This is a genomic window from Pseudarthrobacter oxydans (assembly GCF_030812335.1).
In the GTDB taxonomy this organism is placed as follows: Bacteria; Actinomycetota; Actinomycetes; order Actinomycetales; family Micrococcaceae; genus Arthrobacter; species Arthrobacter oxydans_B.
In genome coordinates this window covers 154,133-173,901 of sequence record NZ_JAUSSN010000005.1, presented here as the reverse complement: position 1 = coordinate 173,901, position 19,769 = coordinate 154,133, and the positions used below count along the sequence as shown (strand labels likewise).

The window sequence follows — 19,769 nt, the reverse complement described above, 5'->3', positions numbered from 1 at the left end:
CCGGGCGTTGTAGATTCACCCCATGACGAACAATCTGAGCGTTGTGATCAACTCTGACGCGCAGCAGGTTTGGACAATGCTGCGCGAGCCCGCCAAGGTAGCCCAGTGGCACGGCTGGGAAGCCGACGACCAGGCGGCCGAGATCAATGCGATCTACTTCAGCCCCAATGTGATCGAAGGCGCGGACCACACGTCCCTGGTGGTCGACGGCGGGGACGTGTTCACCTTGAAGCCGGTGCCGGGCGGCACGGAAGTCAGTGTCACGCGGGCGGCGGTGGACCACAATTCCGAGTGGGCGGCCTGGGACGAGGACATCACGCAGGGCTGGCTGACCTTCCTCCAGCAGCTCCGCTTCGCCCTCGAACGGCATCCGCACGGCAAACGCCGGACCTTCTTCTTCTCCGTCCCCGGGAACGAAGGGTCCGCGATCGAAAAGCTGGGCCTGTCCGACGTCCCCAAGCCCGGCGAACCGTACTCGCTCACTCTGGCCACGGGCGAGGAAGTCTCCGGCAAGGTCTGGTTCCGCAGCAACCACCAGGTGGGGCTCACGGTCCACCACTACGCGGAACACGGCGAGGGCCTGGTGATCGTGGCGGACCAGCCGGTCATCAAGGACATCCGTCCCCAGGGCGGAGCCCTGGTCATCGTCTCCACCTATGACCTCGGGGCGCACCAGCTGGAGTCCATCCGCAACTACTGGGACAAGTGGCGGGCTGAGAACTACCCCACATCCGATCCGCTGCACTAAGGGTTGGCGGCTGTTAGCTGGCACACTTGAACGGTGCCAGCCAATCCCGAAACACCCGTGCCACCGCTCCCGCCGGCCCAGCAGTCGGAGTTTTCCTTCCGCGTGGGCAAACGCCTGAGCGAAAGCTGCTCGCCGTCGGCGGCCCAGGTCAGCGCCAACGGCGGGGAGTTCCTCGGCCGCACCGGCACCATCACCACACCGCACGGCGAGATCCAGACCCCCGCGTTCATCGCGGTCGGCACCAAGGCCACGGTGAAGTCGGTTCTCCCGGAGTCGGTCGCCGAGCTGGGCGCGCAGGCCGTACTGGCCAACGCCTACCACCTGTACCTGCAGCCGGGCGCGGACATCCTGGACGAGGCCGGCGGGCTGGGCGCCTTCATGAACTGGCACGGGCCTACGTTCACGGACTCCGGCGGATTCCAGGTGATGAGCCTGGGTTCGGGGTTCAAGAAGGTCATCGACATGAAATCGGTCGACAACTCCGGACCCGACGACGCCGTCGCGCCCGGCAAGGAACGCCTGGCCCATGTGGACGAGGAAGGCGTGTGGTTCAAGAGCCACCTCAACGGCGACCGGCACCGCTTCAGCCCCGAAATCTCCATGAACGTCCAGCACCAGATCGGCGCGGACATCATGTTCGCGTTCGACGAGCTCACCACCCTGCAGAACTCCCGCGGGTACCAGGAGGAATCCCTGGAGCGCACCCGGCGCTGGGCCGAACGCTGCATCACCGAACACTTCCGGCTCACGTCCGAGCGTGCCGGCAAGCCCTACCAGGCGCTCTTCGGGGTCATCCAGGGCGCCCAGTACGAGGACCTGCGCCGCAAGGCCTGCCGCGACCTCGGCGCGATGAACTTCGACGGCTTCGGCATCGGCGGAGCCCTGGAGAAGGAGAACCTGGGCACGATCGTGCGCTGGTGCAACGAGGAACTGCCGGAGAATAAGCCCCGGCACCTCCTCGGCATCTCCGAGCCGGACGACATCTTCACCGCGATCGAAAACGGCGCAGACACCTTCGACTGTGTCTCCCCGACCCGGGTCGCCAGGAATTCGGCGTTCTACCACCCCACCGGCCGGTACAACCTGTCCGGCGCCATGTACAAGCGCGACTTCGGCCCGCTGCAGGAAGGCTGCGACTGCTATGCCTGCCTGAACTACTCCCGGGCCTACATCCACCACCTGTTCAAGGCCAAGGAAATGGTCTCCGCCACACTGATCTCGATCCACAACGAGCGCTTCGTGGTGAAGATGGTCGACGACGCCCGTCTCGCCATCGAGGCCGGCAACTTCTTCGAGTTCAAGGCCGAAACCCTGGGGCAGTACTACTCCTAGGGGCCTCACACCTCCTGGGCGCCACCCAGCTCCACGACCCTGTTCTCCAGCGCGCTGCGCCGGACGGCGTCGAGGACCTCCAGGGTCCGCACCCCTTCGGCGGCCGGCACGGGTCCGGGCCCGCCGTCCCGGACCGCGCGGGCGAACTCCGTGTAGAACCCGGCGTAGTTACCCTGCTTCGAGGCGACCTGGGACCGGCCACCGGCGACCGCCAGGGTCCCCCAGTTTTCCGGAACGTCGATCCCCCACGTGGCCGGCTCCAGGGCCGGGCGGCGGCCGGCGGCCAGGGCTTCGGCCTGGACGTCGGCGCCCGAGGCAAGGTAGCTGCCATTGCTGCCGTAGGCGCGCAGTTCACGCGTGGTGGAGTGGTTGAGTTTGCTGGCCGAAACCGTCGAGAAGGCTCCGGAATCGTGGGTCAGGGTCACGAAAAAGCCGCAGTCCGTGCTCTCGCCGAAGCGGTCGGTCCAGTCGAGGGTGCCGTAGACGTGGGTTGCCGGGCCCAACAGCCACAGCATCTGGTCCACGAGGTGGCTGCCCAGGTCGCGCAGGAGTCCGCCCGCGGCACCGGTCTCGAGGGTGGCGGCACCGTCCTGGTCCATGATCGAGTGAACCCGCCACACCTCCCCGATGTCACCCGAGGCGAGGACCCCGGCGAGGGTGAGGATATCCGCGTCGCGGCGGCGGTTGTGGTAGACGTTCAGGACCACGCCCGCCCGTTGGGCGGCGTCGGCAAGCTCCCGGGCTGAGGCGGCATCGGGGGCGAACGGTTTGTCCGCCACGACGTGGACGCCGGCCTCGACGGCCTCGAGCACCAGTTCGCGGCGTGTGTGCGGGGGCGTCGTGATGGTGACGGCGTCCACCCCGGCGTCGAGCATCTCCGCCAGGCTCCCGTAGACCGGAAGGCCGGGATAATCCGCGGCGGCCGCCGCGCGTTTGTCCGCCGAACGGGCCACGATTCCGGCGAGTTCGACGCCGTCGGCCGCATCGATGAAGGGGGCATGGAAGTACCTGCCGCCGGCTCCGTAGCCGACGATTCCGATTCGCACGCGCGGTCAGTTCGTGAGGTGCAGCGACGCCGAGAGCGCCGCGTCGGCGTCGCGCAGGACCTTGGCCGCCACCTGCAGGCCCTCGATCCGGCCCAAGGACACGTCCTCGTGCTCGATGTTGACGAGCATGTCCGGGTCCACCTCGTACAGCGCGCGCAGGAACTCGGTCCAGTATGCGGTGTCGTGCCCGCGCCCCAGGGCCACGAAGTCCCACGCCGAGTCCTTGGGCCATTCGTTCGCCCATTCTTCGCCGCCGAGATTGGTGCGGTTTTCCTCCGGGGAGAGCCGGCGGAAGCTGTTGTCGAGGACTCCGTAGAGTGCGGCGTTCCCGGTGTTGATGCGCACGTCCTTCGCCGCCGCCTGGAAGACCAGCGGGCCGAGTTCGCGGATAACCGCGACCGGATCCATCTGCTGCCAGAAGAGGTGCGAGGCGTCCAACTCGACGCCGACGTGGGTCGCGCCGGTGAGCTCGATGAGCTTGTGGACATCGGCGGTGTTGAACACGATGTTCTGCGGGTGCAGCTCGAGGGCCACCTTCACTCCGTGGTCGGCCGCGAGCCGGTCGGTTTCCTTCCAGAAGTCGGCCGCGATGCCCCACTGGTAGTCGAGCACGTCCAAGGCCGCCGAGTTCCAGGCGTTGACGACCCAGTTGACCATGGTGGCGCCGGGCTCCCCGCCGGGCAGGCCGGACATGGTCACCACGCGGTCCTGTCCCAGCCGGTGCGCCAGCCGGATGGAGCGGCGGATGTCCTCGGCATGTTTCTCGCCGATCTCACGCTTGGGGTGCAGCGGGTTGCCGTTGCAGTTCAGGCCGGCGATTGAGACGCCGGTTCCCTCGAAGATGGCGAGATAGTCGTCGCGGGCCGCGTCGCTTTCGAGGATCTGGTCCATGTTGGGGACGTGGACGGCCGGCAGGAATCCACCCGTGTTGATCTCGATGCCGGTCAGCCCCAGGTCGGCAATGACCTTGAGGGCCTCGGGAAGGGGCCGGTCGTGCAGGATGGCGTTGTAGACACCGAGTTTCATAGTGTGACTTTCTTTCCGTTGTTGAGCGCCGATTCGGTGACCGCACCGAGGAGTTCCATGTTGCGCACGCCCTCGTCGAAGGTGGCGCAGCGCGGCAGCGAGGATTCCTCGTTGATGCCGGCGACTTCCTCGAGGAACGCGCGGGCCTGATATCCGAAGGCATCGTTCTGGCCGAAGCCGACGCTGGGCGCGTCCATGGCCAGGCCGCCGGCGATGTAGGGGTGTCCGGGGCCGAGGATGACCTGGCGGTAGCCGTTTTCGTTGGCCGGTCCGTCGTTGAGGAACAGTTCGATCTCCGCGGGGCGGCGCTGGTCGAACCTGGCGGCGCCGTTCTCGCAGAAGACCTCGAAGATGAGGCTGTTGGCGTGCCCGGCCGCGACACGCGAGACCTCGAAGCCGCCGGCACCGTTCTCGAATTCGGCGGAGAAGGCGGCGTAGTCGTCATTTTCAACGGTCTCGAACGTGTCGCTGACCGCGGCGTGGTCATGGCCCATGACGGCGCCGAGCGGCAGCGGGCGCTTGCCGATCACTGTGCTGAGTCGGCCTCCGCTGATGGACTTGATGTCGCCGCAGAGGAATTCGGCGACATACGTCAGGTGACTTCCGACGTCGGCCAGCGCGCCCGAGCCGGGGCCGCCCTTGTAGCGCCAGCTCATGGGGGCCGAGGGGCTGAACCCGTAGTCGGTCCAGTAGCGGCCGCTGAAGTGCAGGACGTTGCCCAGGACACCGGACCGGATGAGGTCGCGGATGTACGCGATGCCCGGCGTGCGGCGGAAGGTGAACCCGATGCGGGCGATCGAGCTGGCGTTGTCGGCGGCCACTGCCATGGCGCGGGCGTCCGCGATTGAGTCGCTGAGCGGCTTTTCACACAGCACGTGCTTCCCGGCGGCTAGCAGTCCTTCGACGACTTCGCGGTGGAGGGAGTTCGCGATCACGACGCTGACGACGTCGATGTCCTCGGCCTCGGCGATCGCCTGCCATGAGGTGTCATGGCGTTCGTAGCCAAAACGCTTCGCCGCCAGGGAGCCGAACTCGGCGTTCACGTCGCCGATGGAAACCAGCCGGATGGGCGGAAGGACCGGGCTGTAGAGTGCCGATGCCGTGCGGTATGCAGCCGCGTGGGCCTTGCCTGCCATGCCGGCGCCGATTACGGCGACTCCTAGACTGTCAGCCATCGATTTCTCCTTTGAAATTCGGCCAGGCCACCGGCCAGGTCCGCTAAAATTGGAGCGCTACAAAAACTGGCGCTGAACAAAAGCGTAGCTATGTGAATATGTCCTGTCAATGGTTCGCCGGTTATCCTCGGATGAGACATGAAAGGCTCTGCAGATGACGCTGAACCCCGCCCGAACCCGGCGCCCGACGATCTATGACGTCGCCAAGAGTGCCGGCGTCTCCCCGTCGCTGGTGTCGCTGGTGCTGCAGAACCCGTCGAAGGTCAGCGAGAAGCGCCGGGCGGCAGTCCGGGCGGCCATGTCGGAGCTGGGCTACCGGCCCAGCCGTGCGGCCACGACCCTCGCCAGCAGCCAGACCAAGAGCATCGGGCTGGTCATTGACGACTTCCGGAACCTCTGGTTCGTGGACCTGCTACGCGGCCTGGAATCCGCGCTCTCCCCCCACGGCTACCAGGTCACCCTCGCGGATTCCCGCCCGGGCGAGAACCGCATCACGGAGGCCACGGACGGCCTGCTGTCCATGCATGTGGAGGGCCTCGTGATCGCCGCCGAGCCAAGTGAGTCGATGATGGCCGGAACCTGGGTTCCCGCCGTCGTCGCGGGCTGGCGGGGCGGGGTCCCCGCCGGGGCAAGCCTCATCACGAATGACGACGACGAGGGCGGCCGCCTGGCTGCGGACCACCTGCTGGAGCTTGGCCACACGCGGATCGGGCACCTCTCCGGCTCCGGCGGCGCCGCCGCCCACCGGCGCGAAGGGTTCCGCCGCCGCCTCGTGGAGGCCGGCGTCGGGGTCCGGATTGCCGGCGAATCCCAGGGGACCTCCGAGGAGGACGGCTACGCGGCAGCCTGCTGGATTCTCGACCACCACCCCGATACCACAGCCCTGTTCGCGGCCAATGACACCATGGCCCTGGGTGCCCTCGCCGCCGCCAAGGCTCGCGGCCTGTCCGTCCCGGCGGACCTCTCCGTGGTCGGCTACGACAACTCCCAGCTGGCCAAGTCCCGCTACCTGGACATGTCGTCCGTGGACAACCGCAGCGACCTCGTCGGCGTCGATGTCGCCCACACGCTGCTGGCCCGGATCCAGGACCCCACCCTCGAGCCCGAGCGCAAGCTGATTGAGCCGGCCCTCATCGTCCGCGGCACCACAGCCCGGGTTTCCGGCTGACTGGACCTCGCCGGCCGAACCGCAGGCGGCGGCCCTACGCCCCGTAGCTCGGTTCGCGCTGCTTGATCCAGCCGATCGCGGCCGCGGTGACCGGGACGAAGAGGAACTCCACGAGGGTCTTGTAGAGGAAGCCCACGACGACGTAGTTCACGAACGTGCCGACGTCGGTAATGCCGATCACGGAGGCGGCGATGCTGCAGAAGATCAGGGTGTCCACGAACTCGCCGGCGACCGAGGACCCCATGATGCGCGCCCAGAGGGACTTCTCCCCCGTGCGTGCCTTCATCTTCACGAGGATCCACGCGTTGATGGTCTGCCCGGCCAGGAACGCCAGCAGGGAGCCCAGCACAATCTGCGGAACCGGGCCGAGGGCGCCTTCCAGCGCGGCCTGCTTGGCAACACCGAAGTCGTCGGCGAAGCCCGGCAAGGCGATGATGATCCAGTAGCAGAGCGATGCGAACACGGACAGCGCGAAGGCGGTGATGATGGCCTTGCGGGCCACCCTGAAGCCATAGACCTCGCTGATGACGTCCCCGAGGATGTAGGCCAGCGGGAAGAGGAAGAAGCCGCCGTCGGTGATGACCGGGCCGATGGCGACGCCCTTCGACGCCCCGATGTTGGACAGAATCAGCACCACGGCCATGACGGCCAGCAGGATGCCGAAGTAGGAGGAACCTATTGAGGCGAACTTGGGCGGCGCTGGGGCCGGGAACGTCTGGGCGGAAGTCATGGGTGTTCCATTCATAGTGGTTCGCTCGGCGCCCGGATCCTCCGGGAGGACCACGCTGGGCGGCCGGCTGTATTAGCACTGGACGGGTCCGAAGATCTCGCTGCGGAACCGTCCACCATTCTCTCACCCGTTGCCCGGGGCTGTGGTTGGCGTTGCGGAGCGCGGGGACCTGCCTCCCGGCTGCGGGCACGCCGCCCCGCTAGAATTTCGGCATGGCTTCCGATTCCCCCGAGGACAGCGGTTCCGCCCGGCACAGCGATGGTCTCACGACCGTCGCCTCCGAAGGCAGCGCCGACGTACCGGCAGGTCCGGTGGATGCCACGGTCTGGCGGAGAATCAGCCTGTGGCGGTCTTTCACCTACCTCATGATTCCGGTAGTCCTTTTGGTCCTGATCAGCGGCTCGCTGGCGTTGGCCACGCAATGGGCACCCCCGGAGTCCGTCGAAACCGTCCGGTTCTGGTTCTACTTTTTCGACGTCGGGCGCGAAATCAATCTGCCGACCTGGTTCAGCGCCGGGCTCTGGATAACCGCGGGAATCCTTGCCGGATATTTCGCACGCCGGGCTTCCCGGCACCGCGGCTCCTGGGCACTGTTCTGCGCTGTCTGCATGGTCTTTTCCATCGACGAGACCCTGGAACTGCATGAGCGCCTCGATGTGATTGGAAGCGAGCTGGGCAGGTACCTTCCGCTGCAGCTGGGCTTCACCTGGGTCATCCCCGGCGTTCTCATCGCCGGCCTGATCGGACTCTCTCTGCTGCGGATGGTCCTCGGCCTGCCCCGGACCTCCCGGGCAGGCCTTCTGGCCGCCGGAATCATTTTTGTGGCCGGTGGCGTCGGGGTCGAAACCCTGTCCGGACTTTTCATCCAGGGCGATACCCTGCCCTGGCAATTCTTCCTGCTCACGCTGGTTGAAGAATCCCTGGAAATGACCGGGATCGCACTGGGTGTCGCCGCGCTGGCCCACCTCATCGCTTACCGTCATTCGGCTGACCGGTCCACGGCCTTCCGCGTCGCCAACCGCCCCCTTCCGGAGACCGACCCGGCAACCCCGTGATCGACGACGGCGGGCCGCCGGCTACCGGACCAAAGCCCCGGAGCCGGCAACCCGCCGTCGTCGTCCTCACCGCCGGTTCGGCGGCCCAAAAAAGCTAGCGGCGCGAGGCGTCGACGAGGTCCTTGTCGTCGTCCTTGCGGCCGTCGCCGGACACCGCCGGGGCCGCCGCGGGCTCCCATGCGTGGCCCTGTTCGTGGTCCAGGTGTGTGGACTTCTTGTTCTTCAGCGCGAAGATGTAGACCAGCAGCGAGATGGCAATGGCCACGGTGACGTAGGTGAAGAACAGGTCCACGCGCTCGGCCTTCTGGAACGCTGCACCCAGCAGCGGAACCGTTCCGCCGAAAAGCGAGTTCGCGATGGCGTAGCCGAGGCCGACGCCGAGGGCGCGGATGGAAGCCGGGAACAGCTCGGCCTTCACCAGTGCGTTGATCGAGGTGTAGCCGCCGACGATCAGCAGGCCGCCCATCATGAGCAGGAACGCCGTGAACGGATCCTTCGTGCCCGCCAGGGTGGAGAGCAGCGGCCAAGTGAACAGGACACCGGTGATGCCGAACCAGAGCAGCAGCGGCCGGCGCCCGACCTTGTCCGAGATGATCCCGTAGACCGGCTGGAGCAGCATGAAGATGAATAGCGCCCAGAAGTTGATCACGGACGTGTCGGTCTTGGCGATCCCGGAGGTATCGTTCATGAACTTCAGGATGAAGTTGGTGTACGTGTAGAACGCCACGGTGCCGCCGAGGGTCACGCCGATGCAGATCAGCAGCGGCTTCCAGTGCTCGGTGAACAGCAGCTTCATGGTGCCAGGCTGCGCAACGCCGGTCACGGCCGGAACCTTGGCGGCCTCGACCTGCTCGGCGGACACGGTTTCTTCCATCGAGCGCCGCAGCCACAGGACCACGAGCGCGGCCACGCCGCCAATCGCGAACGGGATACGCCAGCCCCACTCGGTCAGGGCGCCCTTGTCCATGGTGTTCTGCAGGATGACGAGAACCAGCAGGGCCAGCATCTGGCCGCCGATCAGGGTGACGTACTGGAAGCTGGAGAAGAATCCGCGACGCTTGGACGTGGCGGCCTCGGACATGTAGGTGGCGCTGGTGCCGTATTCGCCGCCCACGGAGAAGCCCTGGACCAGCCGCACCACGATCAGCAGAATCAGTGCCCAGACGCCGATCTGCTGGGTCGTCGGCAGGATGGCGATGGCGAAGGAACCGGCGGACATGATCGTCACGCTGAGCGTCAGGGCCGCCTTGCGTCCCTTGCGGTCGGCATAGCGGCCGAAGAACCAGGCACCAACCGGGCGCATCAGGAAGGACGTTGAGAAGACGGCCATGGCCTCAAGGCCCGCCTGGAGTTCGTCCTTGGAATTGAAGAAATGCGACTGGAAATATGCCGCGAAGACTGTGTAAACGTAGAGGTCGTACCACTCGACGAGGTTGCCGGCAGAGCCTTTGAGGATGTTGTTCACGGCCCGGCGGGTCTGGGCTGACTCGCTCTGGACTTCGCTTTGCTGGGTGCTCATCGCTGAACCTTCCTTGACGAAGCCGCCACCGGCAACCGTTCCGGGCGTACTTTCGTGCTGTCCACGGCAACATTGCTCATGGTTCCTCCTCGACATCGGCAGTCCCCGGAAAGCCGGGGACTCCATCCAAGCTATTCGTGATCCACCGCACAGCCAACGCAGGAGGGGAAGTCCTAACACTTCCTTAGGTTTAGCTCCGGGGTTGGCGTGATGGATCTGCGCTTGCCCCTGCATCTAGCGGATGCAGGACCGCGTCTTTGTGGGTTCAGAGCCCGGCGGGCGGAAAATCGGTGGACGGGGTAATCTCCAAAGGCGGGTCGGGGAAGAAAGCACCGCTCATACGGAACAGGAAACAGACCATGGATGTGCTCATCGTCGAGGACGACGACGCCATGGCGTCCGCCCTGGACGCAGCCGTGGTTTCCGCCGGACACACGGCCTCCCGGGTTGCCCGCGGAGCCGACGCACTCCTGGAACACCGGCGCTTTGAGGTCATCCTGCTCGATCTGGGCCTTCCCGATATGGACGGCCTCGACGTCCTGCGCAAGCTTCGCCAGGTCACACCCGTCCCGATCCTGATCCTCACAGCCCGCCACGACGAGCGCAGCGTGGTGCTTGGCCTGCGGTCCGGAGCCGATGACTACCTCGTCAAGCCGGTGAAACTAGTTGAGCTCCTCGCGCGAATCGAAGCCGTCACCCGGCGGGCAGGCCGTGCAAAGGACATCAGGCAGCGGACCGTCGTGCTGGGCGAACTCGAGGTGGACCTCGAACGGCGTGTGGCCGCGATCGGTCCCAGGGTCCTTCCGTTGACCGCCACTGAGTTCGACCTGCTCGCTCTCCTGGCAAGCCACGCGGGTTCGGTGGTCACGCGGGAGCAGATCCTGGATGCCCTGTGGGGCGATGCGTTCCTTGCCTCCTCCCGGTCCCTCGACGTTCACCTGACAGGCCTGCGGGCGAAACTCCAGATGCCCGGCTTCATCATCAACGTCCGAGGCGTGGGCTACCGGGTCGAGGCGGGTCCTGCGTGAAGCTGCGAGTCCTCGGTGTCCTGAGCATCCTGTCCGTCCTCATCGTCATCTTCGCCTCCACCGCCATCCTGACGTCGGCCAGCCGTGAGCTCACTCAGGAACTTCAGATCAACCGGGCTGCCGCCCTCAACCGCCTCGCGCAGGTAGCGTTCGACACCGCCATGGACGGGGGAGATGCCGCACAGTTGCAGACCGAGATGGACAGATACTCGGAACTGTTTGGGGAAGGGGTCCTGATCCGCCTCCAGGCAGGCACGCTGCGCTCGGGCAGCCTGAGCGAGGAGAGGGCGGACGTCCGCGGTGCGCTGGCCAGGGCGAACCTGAACCTCAACGACACCACGCTCGCTCCGCTTCAGCCTTTCGGAACCGGGTCCGAGGTGATTTCACGCTCCTTCGGCAGCGCAAGCCAGGTTCTTGGCGAGGCGGTCTTGGAAGTGGGCCTGGATGCCGCCCGGCAGAAGCTGCGGGAGCGGTGGCTCCTTGTCGGAGTCGCTGCCGCCGCCCTCACAGCAGTGCTCCTCCTCGGCGCCGCCCGCGTGACCAGGTGGGTGCTGCGTCCTGTGCACCGCCTGAATTCGGCGGTTACGGAGCTTGAGGCAATAGGGAGGACCGGCCAGCTTCCTGAGGACGGGCCGCCGGAACTGCGGGAACTGAGCCGTTCCTTCACAAGAATGGCGCGGACGGTCAGCGACAGCATCGACTCCCAGCGCCAGCTGATTGCCGACACGTCCCATCAGCTGCGCAATCCCGTGGGCGCCCTGCGGTTGCGGGTCGACTTACTGCAGTTAGAACTGCACACAGCCCGGGAACACAAGGCCGCAGCCAGAGTACTGGCGGAACTGGAACGTGTGGAAGAGATGCTGGACGGCGTATTGAGGCTGGCCACGGCCGAGCACAGGGTCTTCGAAGACTCTGCCGGAGGGCCGCTGGAGACCCCTTCCCGCGGGCTCCAGGCGGTGGTTGATCCTTACCCTGTCCTGCAGGAAGAAACCGAACGGGCAGGACCTGCGGCACGGCGCAGCGGCTCTTCCATCCTGCTGGACGGTCCGCCGGACCCGACGGTGCACATCGCCTGCAACGCCGCCGAACTGGCCCAGATGGTGGGGGAACTGATCAACAACGCCATCAAATACGCAGCCCCTGCCCGCATCTCGGTGGCAGTCAGGGTCCGCCCGGACGCGGTCGCCGTCGAAATCTCCGACGACGGTCCGGGGCTTTCCGCTGCGGAACGTGCCGCTGCCACAGGCCGGTTCTGGCGTTCCCCGCAACACCGGGAGATCCGCGGCAACGGCCTGGGCATGACGATCGTGGACAAACTGGCCGGAGCCAACGGGGGCCGCCTGCTGCTGGCGGAAGCCTCGCCGCGCGGCCTGATCGCGAGCATCGAGTTTCCGCGTGCCGTGGCCGGGCCTAGTAAGGAGGGTCCGGCATGACTGGAACGCCTCGCATGGCCGGCATGATGTCCGGAGGCCTTCCGCCGAGGCGGACCGCTCTCAAGGCCGGGCTGGCTGCCGGGCTGGCGGGACTGCTTTTGCCAGCCCTCAGCGCCTGCACTCCCGAGGACCGTCCGGGCACGGTGACCGTGGCCGGGGGTGAGCCGGGAGGGTTCTATCTGGAGTTCGCCACGCTGCTGGCGGAGTCCCTCCAGCGTCATGGAGTGGCAGACCATGCGGTGGCCCTGACCACCGGAGGCAGCCTGGATAACCTGGGCCAACTGCTGACGGGGCAGGCCACGTTCGCCGTCGCGCTGGCCGATGCCGCGGCCCAGCAGCTGGCAACACACAGCACGTCGGCCGCCGGAGTCACGGCCCTCGGCCGGGTATACGAAAACTACGTGCATTGCGTTGTGCGGAAAGGCAGCGGCATCCGCGACCTCGCCGGACTGGCCGGGAGGACAGTGGCTGTCGGCGAGCCCGGCTCCGGGACCTCGTTGACCACTCCTCGCCTGATCGAGGCTGCCGGGCTCGGCTCCGCTGCTGTTGGCACTGCCTCCGCGGCGGCCACCGAAAAGACCGTTACCGTGCTGAACCTCGGGCTCAACGATGGCCTGGCAGCCCTGCAGGGCGGATCGGTGGACGCCCTGTTCTGGTCCGGCGGCGTGCCAACGGCTGCGATCGCTGACAGCAACAAGGTGGCCGCCCTGGCATTCCTGGACCTCTCTGCGTTGATTCCGTCCGTACGGACCCGCTATGGCCCCTACTACGACCGCGTGCTGATCCCTGAGGGCAGCTACGAGGGCATTCCCGGTGTCTGGACGGTGGGTGTGGCGAATCTCCTCCTGTGCCGGAACGACCTGGACGGGAGAACCGTGAAGAGGACGGTCGAACTGCTGGTGGGGCATGCCGAGGAACTGATCCCCCGCTCCAGCCTGGGGGTCCAGTTCCTGAGCCCGGAGTCGCTGATCAACACTGCCGGACTGCCGTTGCACCCGGCAGCCGCTGCTGCCTACCGGGAACTCCACGGGTAAGGGGAAACCCTCTCTCAGACCCTGCAACAAATACCGGAACGCTCTCTCACTTTCCCCAAGAGAGTGAGAGGGCGTTGGCCAAGAACCCGCAGGAAGTGAGAGAGCGTCTGGGGAGGGACGACGGCGGTGCCGCACCTCAGTCCCGTAAGGAACCGACGGCGGTGCCCGGCCGCCGTCGTGCTTTGTTCAGCTGCCGGAGTGGGCCTGCAGGAAGCTGTAGACCTCGGTCTCGTCCACGCCGGGGAAGGCGCCGGGCGGCATCGCGGCGAGCAGGTGCGAATGGGCCCGTGCCGAGGGCCAGGCGTTGCCGGCCCACTCTGACGTCAGGGCCGCCGGCGGGCGCCGGCAGCAGCTTTCGTCCGGGCAGGTCGACTTGGAGCGCTCCGTGGTGTCCCGGCCGCGGAACCACTTCACCTGGGCGTACGGGACGCCGACCGAAAGCGAGAACTCGCCGTTGGCGGAGCGCTCCGTCCGGGCCGTGCACCAGAAGGTTCCGGCCGGGGTGTCGGTGTACTGGTTGTACGCGGAGAACTTGTCCGGCACGTCGAAGACCACCCGGGAGGTCCAGTTCTTGCAGGACGGCTGGCCCTCGATGGCGCCGGTATGGTCCTGCGGGAACGTCACGCCGTCGTTCTCGTAGGCCTTGTAGATGATGCCGCTCTTGTGGGTCTTCTGGAAGTGCGTCCGCAGGTCCAGGTGCTGGGTGGCGAGGTTGGTGAAGCGGTGCGCGGCGGTCTCATACGACACGGCGAAGGCGTCCCGGATGTCCTCCACCGCGATCTCCTTGGCCTGCTTGGCTTTCTGCAGGAATTCCACGGTGGCCTGCTCCGGCAGCAGGAGCGCGGCGGCAAAGTAGTTCGTGGCCACCCGCTGCATCAGGAAGTCGCCGTAGTTCGTGGGGGTCTGGTGCCCCAGCACGTAGTGGCCCAGCGCCTGCAGCAGCACCGAACGCGGGTCGTGGTCGCTGCGCGCGTTCTGCGTGAGATAAATCCGGCGGTTCTTAAGGTCGGTCACCGAACGGGTGGAGTGCGGCAGGTCGCCCACGTGGTGGAGGGTGAACCCGAGGTGCCCGGCGATGTCGGCGATGACGTGATGGGACAGCGGGCCGCTCGTGTGCCCGACGGAGGCCAGGACCTTCTGCGCTTCGGCCTCGTACTCCGGGAAGTAGTTGTTCCGCTCGCGCATCATGGCGCGCAGTTCCCCGTTCGCGCGGCGGGCCTCTTCCGGCGTCGCGATCTGCTCGTTGAGCCGGCGTTCCAGCTCGTGCTGCAACCCCACCATGGACTCCAGCACATCCATCGGGAGCCGTGAGCTGATGCGGATCTTGGGCAGCTTGAGGGACTCGTAGATGGGGCTGCGCTGGTAGCGCTCCAGCTCAATCTCCAGAGCCGCGCGCCGGTTGGGCGGCTCCGCGCCCAGCAGTTCGTCGATGCTGACGCCCAGCGCCGCCGCGAGTTGCTGGAGCAGTCCGAGCTTGGGCTCGCGTTTGCCGTTCTCGATCAGGCTCAGCTGGCTGGGGGCTGTTCCCACCGTGGCGCTCAGGTCATCGAGTGTGAGTCCGGCGGCCTTGCGGAGGTGTCGGACGCGGCGGCCCATGCTGATGACGTCCACCTCCGGGACGGCGGGTGAGGCGGCGGAGGCGGGACGATTCCAACTGGCGGGGTGCATTTATTGAGAATACGCGAAGAAGTGCATTTCTTTCCACTCTTTTCATCTAGAAAGGCGGTTGAAAGTACAGAAAAGTAGGTCTTACGGAAAAGTTACACCGCACCGGATCATCCAGTCGCACTGCGAGGAAGCAGTACGGCCGGCCCGGGGCCCCACTAAGGAGACAAAGATGACTGCAGCATTTGAGCCCACCCAGACGCCCGAACAGCAGGCCACCGCACTGGAGCTCGAGTGGGCTGCCAACCCGCGCTGGGAAGGTGTCACTCGGGACTACAAGGCCTCCGACGTCGTCCGCCTCCGCGGCCGCGTCTCCGAGGAACACACCCTGGCCCGCCGCGGCTCCGAGAAGCTGTGGAAGCAGCTCACCGATGAGAAAAAAGAAGGCAAGTACACCAACGCCTTGGGTGCCCTGACCGGCAACCAGGCCGTGCAGCAGGTCAAGGCCGGCCTGCGCGCCATCTACCTCTCGGGCTGGCAGGTTGCCGCCGATGCCAACAACTCCGGCCACACCTACCCGGACCAGTCCCTGTACCCGGCCAACTCGGTGCCGACCGTGGTCCGCCGCATCAACAACGCCCTGCTCCGCGCCGACCAGATCGAGTTCTCCGAGGGCATCCAGACCGTCGAGGACTGGATGGTCCCGATCGTCGCCGATGCCGAGGCCGGTTTCGGCGGCCCCCTCAACGCCTACGAGCTGATGAAGTCCATGATCCAGGCCGGCGCCTCGGGCGTGCACTGGGAAGACCAGCTCGCCTCGGAAAAGAAGTGCGGCCACCTCGGCGGCAAGGTCCTGATCCCCAGCCAGCAGCACGTCCGCACTCTGAACGCCGCCCGCCTGGCCGCCGACGTCGCGGGCACCCCGTCCGTCATCATCGCCCGCACCGACGCCGAGGCAGCAACCCTGATCACCTCCGACGTCGACGAGCGCGACCAGGAATTCGTCACCGGCGAGCGCACCGCTGAGGGCTTCTACAAGGTCCGCAACGGCATCGAACCCTGCATCGCCCGTGCCAAGGCCTACGCCCCGTACTCCGACCTCATCTGGATGGAGACGGGCACCCCGGACCTGGAACTGGCCCGCAAGTTCGCCGAAGCCGTCAAGGCCGACTTCCCGGACCAGATGCTCTCCTACAACTGCTCGCCGTCGTTCAACTGGAAGAAGCACCTCGACGACGCCACGATCGCCAAGTTCCAGCGCGAACTCGGCGCCATGGGCTTCACCTTCCAGTTCATCACCCTGGCCGGGTTCCACGCCCTGAACTACTCGATGTTCGATCTCGCCCACGGTTACGCCCGTGAAGGCATGAGCGCCTACGTCGAGCTGCAGGAGAAGGAATTCGCCTCCGAATCCCGCGGCTACACCGCGACCAAGCACCAGCGCGAAGTCGGCACCGGCTACTTCGACGACATCGCTACCGCGCTCAACCCGAACGCATCCACCCTGGCTCTGGTGGGATCCACCGAAGAAGGCCAGTTCCACTAAACCCCCAGCTTTTCCCGCCAGTTGCCCTATCACTTTTGGTCCTCATCGGCCTCCTTTGGAGACCAAAAGTGATAGGGCAACGGCGGACATCCAAGGAGCAACTCCCATGAACAGCTTCACTGACAACTTCACCATCAACGGGGTTACGTTGACCGCACAGCCGATCTGCCGGCAGAGCGAGGTCCTGACTCCTGATGCCTTGGCATTTGTTGCCAAGCTGCACAAGGCAACCAAGGGACGGCGGCTGGAGCTGTTGCAGGCCCGCCGGGACCGCCGCCAGCAGATCGGCAAGGGCCAGGACCCGCGGTTCCTCCGCGAGACCGAGTCCGTCCGGAACGACCCGAACTGGCGCGTTGCTCCCCCGGCTCCGGGCCTCGAGGACCGCCGCGTCGAGATCACCGGCCCGGTGGACAAGAAGATGACCATCAACGCGCTGAACTCCGGCGCCAAGGTGTGGCTCGCGGACATGGAGGACTCCTCCACCCCGTCGTGGCGGAACGTCGTCCAGGGCCAGCTCAACCTCACCGACGCCCTGGAGCGCCGGATCGACTTCACCTCCCCCGAGGGCAAGGAATACAAGCTCCGCTCCGCCGAGGAGCTGCCCACGATTGTGGTCCGTCCCCGCGGCTGGCACCTGCCGGAAAAGCACATGCTCATTGACGGCACCCCGATCGCCGGCGGCATCGTCGACTTCGGCCTGTACTTCTTCCACAACGCCCGCCGGCTGATCGCCCAGGGCAAGGGCCCGTACTTCTACCTGCCGAAGATCGAGAACCACCTCGAGGCCCGCCTGTGGAACGACATCTTCGTCCTCGCCCAGGACCTGCTCGGCATCCCGCAGGGCACCATCCGCGCCACCGTGCTGATCGAGACCATCACGGCCGCGTTCGAAATGGAGGAGATCCTCTACGAACTGCGCGACCACGCCGCGGGCCTGAACGCCGGCCGCTGGGACTACATCTTCTCGCTGATCAAGAACTTCCGCACCCGCGGCCCGCGCTTCGTCCTGCCGGACCGCAGCCAGGTGACCATGACCCAGCCGTTCATGCGCGCCTACACCGAACAGCTGGTCCGGGCCTGCCACAAGCGCGGCGCCATGGCGATCGGCGGAATGGCCGCAGCCGTCCCCAACCGCAAGGACGCCGAAGCCAACGCGATCGCCATCGAGAAGGTCCGCGCCGACAAGACCCGCGAGGCCGCTGACGGCTTCGACGGCTCCTGGGTGGCGCACCCGGACCTGGTTCCGGTCTGCCGCGAGGTGTTCGACGGCGTCCTCGGCGACCGCCCGAACCAGCTGGACCGGCTCCGCGAGGACGTCACCCCCGACGACCGCGCCCTGCTCGACATCGCCTCTACCACCGGCACCATCACCGAACGGGGCATCCGGAACAACATCGAGGTCGGCATCCGCTACATCGAGTCCTGGCTCCGCGGCAACGGCGCCGTGGCCATCCACAACCTGATGGAGGACGCCGCCACCGCGGAGATCTCCCGCTCGCAGCTGTGGCAGTGGATCTTCTCCCGGGCCATCACGGACCAGGGCGAGGTCATCACCCGCGAATGGGTCGAGGACATGCTGGACGAGGAGTTCGCCAAGCTCGAACGCTTCGAAGGCGACCGCTTCGCCGATTCCCGGGACATCTTCGAGGAAGTCACGCTCACCCCGGCGTTCCCGGCCTTCCTGACACTTCCGGCCTACGACCGGTTCCTGCATGAAGCGCGCGACGGCGGCGACCTCCCCACCGAGGATCCCGCCCTCGTCCCCGCCTAATACAGGAGCGCACCGGAAGGTACAGATTTCCGTCTGCTGGGCTGCCATGCCCTTCGCAACAGGCACCCCCGAGATCCGGGGCGGTGGCCCAGCGACGGAAGACCCCCTCGGGGACTCGACAACGGCGTCGAGGTGACAGTTAAGGCCCATGTTCGCCATGAACATGGGCCTCAACTGTCACCTCGGCGCGGCAGTCCAGGCAGTTGGGCGGCGCGGCAGCACGGGCAGTCCGGCATCCCAGTCGGCGCGGCAGTCCAGGCAGCGCGGGTCAGCGCACCTTGGGGACGTGGCGGAGGGACAGCGCGGTCCCGAGGATGAACATCGCGACCGAGCCGAGCACCATCAGCAGCGGCCCGGTCCACGATCCCGAGACCCCGTTGACGTAGCCCAGCAGGGTTGGCGCCAGGGCACCGAAGGAATAGCCCACACCCTGCACGACGGCGGACATCCGGCCGGCCGAGGCCTGGTCCCGGGCCAGCCGGATGATGGCGATGAAGATGAGCGTGATGCCGCCGCCCTGGGCGATGCCGCCCAACGAGGACCACAGCCACCACAGTCCCGGCGCCAGCAGCAGGCCCACAGGAACGGTCACCCACAACAGCCCCAGGGTGAGCCCCACCGTCGTCGTGCTGGCGAAACGGGCCACGAGCGGAACGCCCAGGCCGCCCACGATGGCGAGAATCTGGAACAGCGAGGACCCGGCGCCCGCCTCCGCGGCCGTCATGCCGAGTTCGTCCGCGAGGATGCTGGGGAGCCAGGCGGTCACACCGTAGTAGGAGAACGCCTGCCCGGCGAACCCGGCGGTCAGCCCCACCGTGATCCAGCGCGACGCCCGCTTGATCCCGGCACGGGCCGGCTCCGGGGCGGGAACCGGTTCGGGCCGGAACGCCCGGCTGCCGAAGGCGAGCACCCAGGCAACGAGGGCCGCGACGGCGAAGAGCCCGCAGGAGGCGAGGGCCAGCCGCCAGCCAAACAGTTCGGCCAGCGGCGCCATCACCATGGCGGTGACAAAGGAGCCGATGTTCAGGGCGGCGGTGTAGATGCCCATCGCCGTGCCCTGCCGGGCGGGGACGAAGTCGCGCCGGATGATCAGCGGCACGACGATGTTGCCGATCGTGATGGCGACCCCGAGAATCACCGTGCCGAGCATCACGACGGCGCCGTTGCCCGCCGACCGCACTATCACGCCCAGCAGGACACCCAGCAGGGTCAGGGTGATGGCGACTTCCGCGCCGAGCTTGCGTCCGGTGAATGCGGCGAGCGGCGCGGCAAGGGCGAAGCACAGCACGGGGATGCCGGTCAGGAGACCAAGTTCCACCGGGGAGAAGCCCAGTTCCGCCTGCATCGGGCCAACCACCGGCGCCACGGCCACGAACGGGCCGCGCATGTTGAGGGCGATGAGCCCGATGGCGGCCAGCAGGATCCAGCTGCGCGGCACGTTCGCCAGGACGTTGGCGCTCATGGGTGCCGCGGCTCGGCCGGCGGGCAGAAATATGCTTTCATCAGTCCCATTGCTATCACGGGCCCCAGCCGGACCCGGCGATTATGACACC

At 66.7% G+C, this 19,769-nt stretch carries 16 protein-coding genes; 9 read left to right on the top strand and 7 right to left on the bottom strand.

Going from position 1 to position 19,769, the window contains the following annotated elements; all coding sequences use genetic code 11:
* Nucleotides 1-22: 22 nt before the first annotated feature.
* Together J2W14_RS10340 and tgt are read left to right on the top strand one after the other, a co-directional pair.
* A complete protein-coding gene (locus tag J2W14_RS10340; protein ID WP_307462005.1) occupies nt 23-748 on the top strand; it encodes an SRPBCC domain-containing protein in 726 nt (241 codons plus the stop codon).
* Nucleotides 749-781: 33 nt separating this feature from the next.
* Entirely contained in the window at nt 782-2,080 is a 1,299-nt protein-coding gene (gene tgt, locus J2W14_RS10335; RefSeq protein WP_307462002.1) for a tRNA guanosine(34) transglycosylase Tgt, read from the top strand.
* A 5-nt stretch (nt 2,081-2,085) separates the two neighbouring features.
* Here the strand turns inward: tgt and J2W14_RS10330 are convergent, their stop codons facing one another.
* The 3 genes from J2W14_RS10330 to J2W14_RS10320 are packed head-to-tail and all read right to left on the bottom strand — an operon-like array spanning nt 2,086 to nt 5,327.
* Complete coding sequence (locus tag J2W14_RS10330) at nt 2,086-3,126, bottom strand: Gfo/Idh/MocA family protein (RefSeq protein WP_307461999.1); 1,041 nt, start codon at nt 3,124-3,126, stop codon at nt 2,086-2,088.
* Between the two features lie 6 nt (nt 3,127-3,132).
* Nucleotides 3,133-4,152, bottom strand: a complete 1,020-nt coding sequence (locus J2W14_RS10325) for a sugar phosphate isomerase/epimerase family protein (RefSeq protein ID WP_307461996.1) — start codon at nt 4,150-4,152, stop codon at nt 3,133-3,135.
* On the bottom strand, nt 4,149-5,327 hold the full coding sequence (locus tag J2W14_RS10320; protein ID WP_307461994.1) for a Gfo/Idh/MocA family protein: 1,179 nt from the start codon (nt 5,325-5,327) through the stop codon (nt 4,149-4,151). The genes J2W14_RS10325 and J2W14_RS10320 overlap by 4 nt, the downstream gene beginning before the upstream one ends.
* 154 nt (nt 5,328-5,481) lie before the next feature.
* Here J2W14_RS10320 and J2W14_RS10315 point away from each other — a divergent pair, with 154 nt between their 5' ends.
* Nucleotides 5,482-6,495 carry a LacI family DNA-binding transcriptional regulator gene (locus J2W14_RS10315; RefSeq protein ID WP_307461992.1) on the top strand — a complete coding sequence of 338 codons (1,014 nt, stop codon included), beginning with the start codon at nt 5,482-5,484 and terminating at the stop codon, nt 6,493-6,495.
* Between the two features lie 34 nt (nt 6,496-6,529).
* Here the strand turns inward: J2W14_RS10315 and J2W14_RS10310 are convergent, their stop codons facing one another.
* The gene (locus J2W14_RS10310; protein ID WP_307461989.1) at nt 6,530-7,225 is read right to left on the bottom strand and encodes a queuosine precursor transporter; all 696 of its coding nucleotides are present in this window, start codon (nt 7,223-7,225) and stop codon (nt 6,530-6,532) included.
* Nucleotides 7,226-7,437: 212 nt separating this feature from the next.
* Here J2W14_RS10310 and J2W14_RS10305 point away from each other — a divergent pair, with 212 nt between their 5' ends.
* Complete coding sequence (locus J2W14_RS10305; RefSeq protein ID WP_307461987.1) at nt 7,438-8,280, top strand: hypothetical protein; 843 nt, start codon at nt 7,438-7,440, stop codon at nt 8,278-8,280.
* 94 nt (nt 8,281-8,374) lie between these two features.
* Here the strand turns inward: J2W14_RS10305 and J2W14_RS10300 are convergent, their stop codons facing one another.
* Nucleotides 8,375-9,799: an MFS transporter gene (locus J2W14_RS10300; protein WP_307461984.1), complete on the bottom strand. Its 1,425-nt coding sequence runs from the start codon at nt 9,797-9,799 to the stop codon at nt 8,375-8,377.
* A gap of 359 nt (nt 9,800-10,158) precedes the next feature.
* Here J2W14_RS10300 and J2W14_RS10295 point away from each other — a divergent pair, with 359 nt between their 5' ends.
* The 3 genes from J2W14_RS10295 to J2W14_RS10285 are packed head-to-tail and all read left to right on the top strand — an operon-like array spanning nt 10,159 to nt 13,294.
* Nucleotides 10,159-10,827 carry a response regulator transcription factor gene (locus J2W14_RS10295; RefSeq protein ID WP_307461981.1) on the top strand — a complete coding sequence of 223 codons (669 nt, stop codon included), beginning with the start codon at nt 10,159-10,161 and terminating at the stop codon, nt 10,825-10,827.
* Nucleotides 10,824-12,260: a sensor histidine kinase gene (locus J2W14_RS10290; RefSeq protein ID WP_307461979.1), complete on the top strand. Its 1,437-nt coding sequence runs from the start codon at nt 10,824-10,826 to the stop codon at nt 12,258-12,260. The genes J2W14_RS10295 and J2W14_RS10290 overlap by 4 nt, the downstream gene beginning before the upstream one ends.
* The gene (locus tag J2W14_RS10285) at nt 12,257-13,294 is read left to right on the top strand and encodes a TAXI family TRAP transporter solute-binding subunit (RefSeq protein ID WP_307461976.1); all 1,038 of its coding nucleotides are present in this window, start codon (nt 12,257-12,259) and stop codon (nt 13,292-13,294) included. The genes J2W14_RS10290 and J2W14_RS10285 overlap by 4 nt, the downstream gene beginning before the upstream one ends.
* 186 nt (nt 13,295-13,480) lie before the next feature.
* Here the strand turns inward: J2W14_RS10285 and J2W14_RS10280 are convergent, their stop codons facing one another.
* Nucleotides 13,481-14,962 carry a helix-turn-helix transcriptional regulator gene (locus tag J2W14_RS10280; protein WP_307461973.1) on the bottom strand — a complete coding sequence of 494 codons (1,482 nt, stop codon included), beginning with the start codon at nt 14,960-14,962 and terminating at the stop codon, nt 13,481-13,483.
* 169 nt (nt 14,963-15,131) lie between these two features.
* Between J2W14_RS10280 and aceA the strand changes: the two genes are divergently transcribed.
* Complete coding sequence (gene aceA / locus J2W14_RS10275) at nt 15,132-16,445, top strand: isocitrate lyase (RefSeq protein WP_307461972.1); 1,314 nt, start codon at nt 15,132-15,134, stop codon at nt 16,443-16,445.
* A 106-nt stretch (nt 16,446-16,551) separates the two neighbouring features.
* The gene (gene aceB, locus J2W14_RS10270) at nt 16,552-18,216 is read left to right on the top strand and encodes a malate synthase A (RefSeq protein ID WP_307461971.1); all 1,665 of its coding nucleotides are present in this window, start codon (nt 16,552-16,554) and stop codon (nt 18,214-18,216) included.
* Between the two features lie 268 nt (nt 18,217-18,484).
* On the opposite strand, the gene J2W14_RS10265 is transcribed toward aceB, so the two are convergent.
* The gene (locus J2W14_RS10265) at nt 18,485-19,678 is read right to left on the bottom strand and encodes an MFS transporter (RefSeq protein WP_307461969.1); all 1,194 of its coding nucleotides are present in this window, start codon (nt 19,676-19,678) and stop codon (nt 18,485-18,487) included.
* Between the last annotated feature and the right edge of the window lie 91 nt (nt 19,679-19,769).

Bases quoted from the DNA above. Each gene is read 5' to 3' on its own strand.
- J2W14_RS10340 (WP_307462005.1), top strand. From the start codon at position 23: ATGACGAACAATCTGAGCGTTGTGATCAACTCTGACGCGCAGCAGGTT.
- J2W14_RS10325 (WP_307461996.1), bottom strand. From the start codon at position 4,152: ATGAAACTCGGTGTCTACAACGCCATCCTGCACGACCGGCCCCTTCCC.
- J2W14_RS10320 (WP_307461994.1), bottom strand. From the start codon at position 5,327: ATGGCTGACAGTCTAGGAGTCGCCGTAATCGGCGCCGGCATGGCAGGC.
- J2W14_RS10315 (WP_307461992.1), top strand. From the start codon at position 5,482: ATGACGCTGAACCCCGCCCGAACCCGGCGCCCGACGATCTATGACGTC.
- J2W14_RS10310 (WP_307461989.1), bottom strand. From the start codon at position 7,225: ATGACTTCCGCCCAGACGTTCCCGGCCCCAGCGCCGCCCAAGTTCGCC.
- J2W14_RS10305 (WP_307461987.1), top strand. From the start codon at position 7,438: ATGGCTTCCGATTCCCCCGAGGACAGCGGTTCCGCCCGGCACAGCGAT.
- J2W14_RS10300 (WP_307461984.1), bottom strand. From the start codon at position 9,799: ATGAGCACCCAGCAAAGCGAAGTCCAGAGCGAGTCAGCCCAGACCCGC.
- J2W14_RS10295 (WP_307461981.1), top strand. From the start codon at position 10,159: ATGGATGTGCTCATCGTCGAGGACGACGACGCCATGGCGTCCGCCCTG.
- J2W14_RS10285 (WP_307461976.1), top strand. From the start codon at position 12,257: ATGACTGGAACGCCTCGCATGGCCGGCATGATGTCCGGAGGCCTTCCG.
- J2W14_RS10280 (WP_307461973.1), bottom strand. From the start codon at position 14,962: ATGCACCCCGCCAGTTGGAATCGTCCCGCCTCCGCCGCCTCACCCGCC.
- aceA (WP_307461972.1), top strand. From the start codon at position 15,132: ATGACTGCAGCATTTGAGCCCACCCAGACGCCCGAACAGCAGGCCACC.
- aceB (WP_307461971.1), top strand. From the start codon at position 16,552: ATGAACAGCTTCACTGACAACTTCACCATCAACGGGGTTACGTTGACC.
- J2W14_RS10265 (WP_307461969.1), bottom strand. From the start codon at position 19,678: ATGAGCGCCAACGTCCTGGCGAACGTGCCGCGCAGCTGGATCCTGCTG.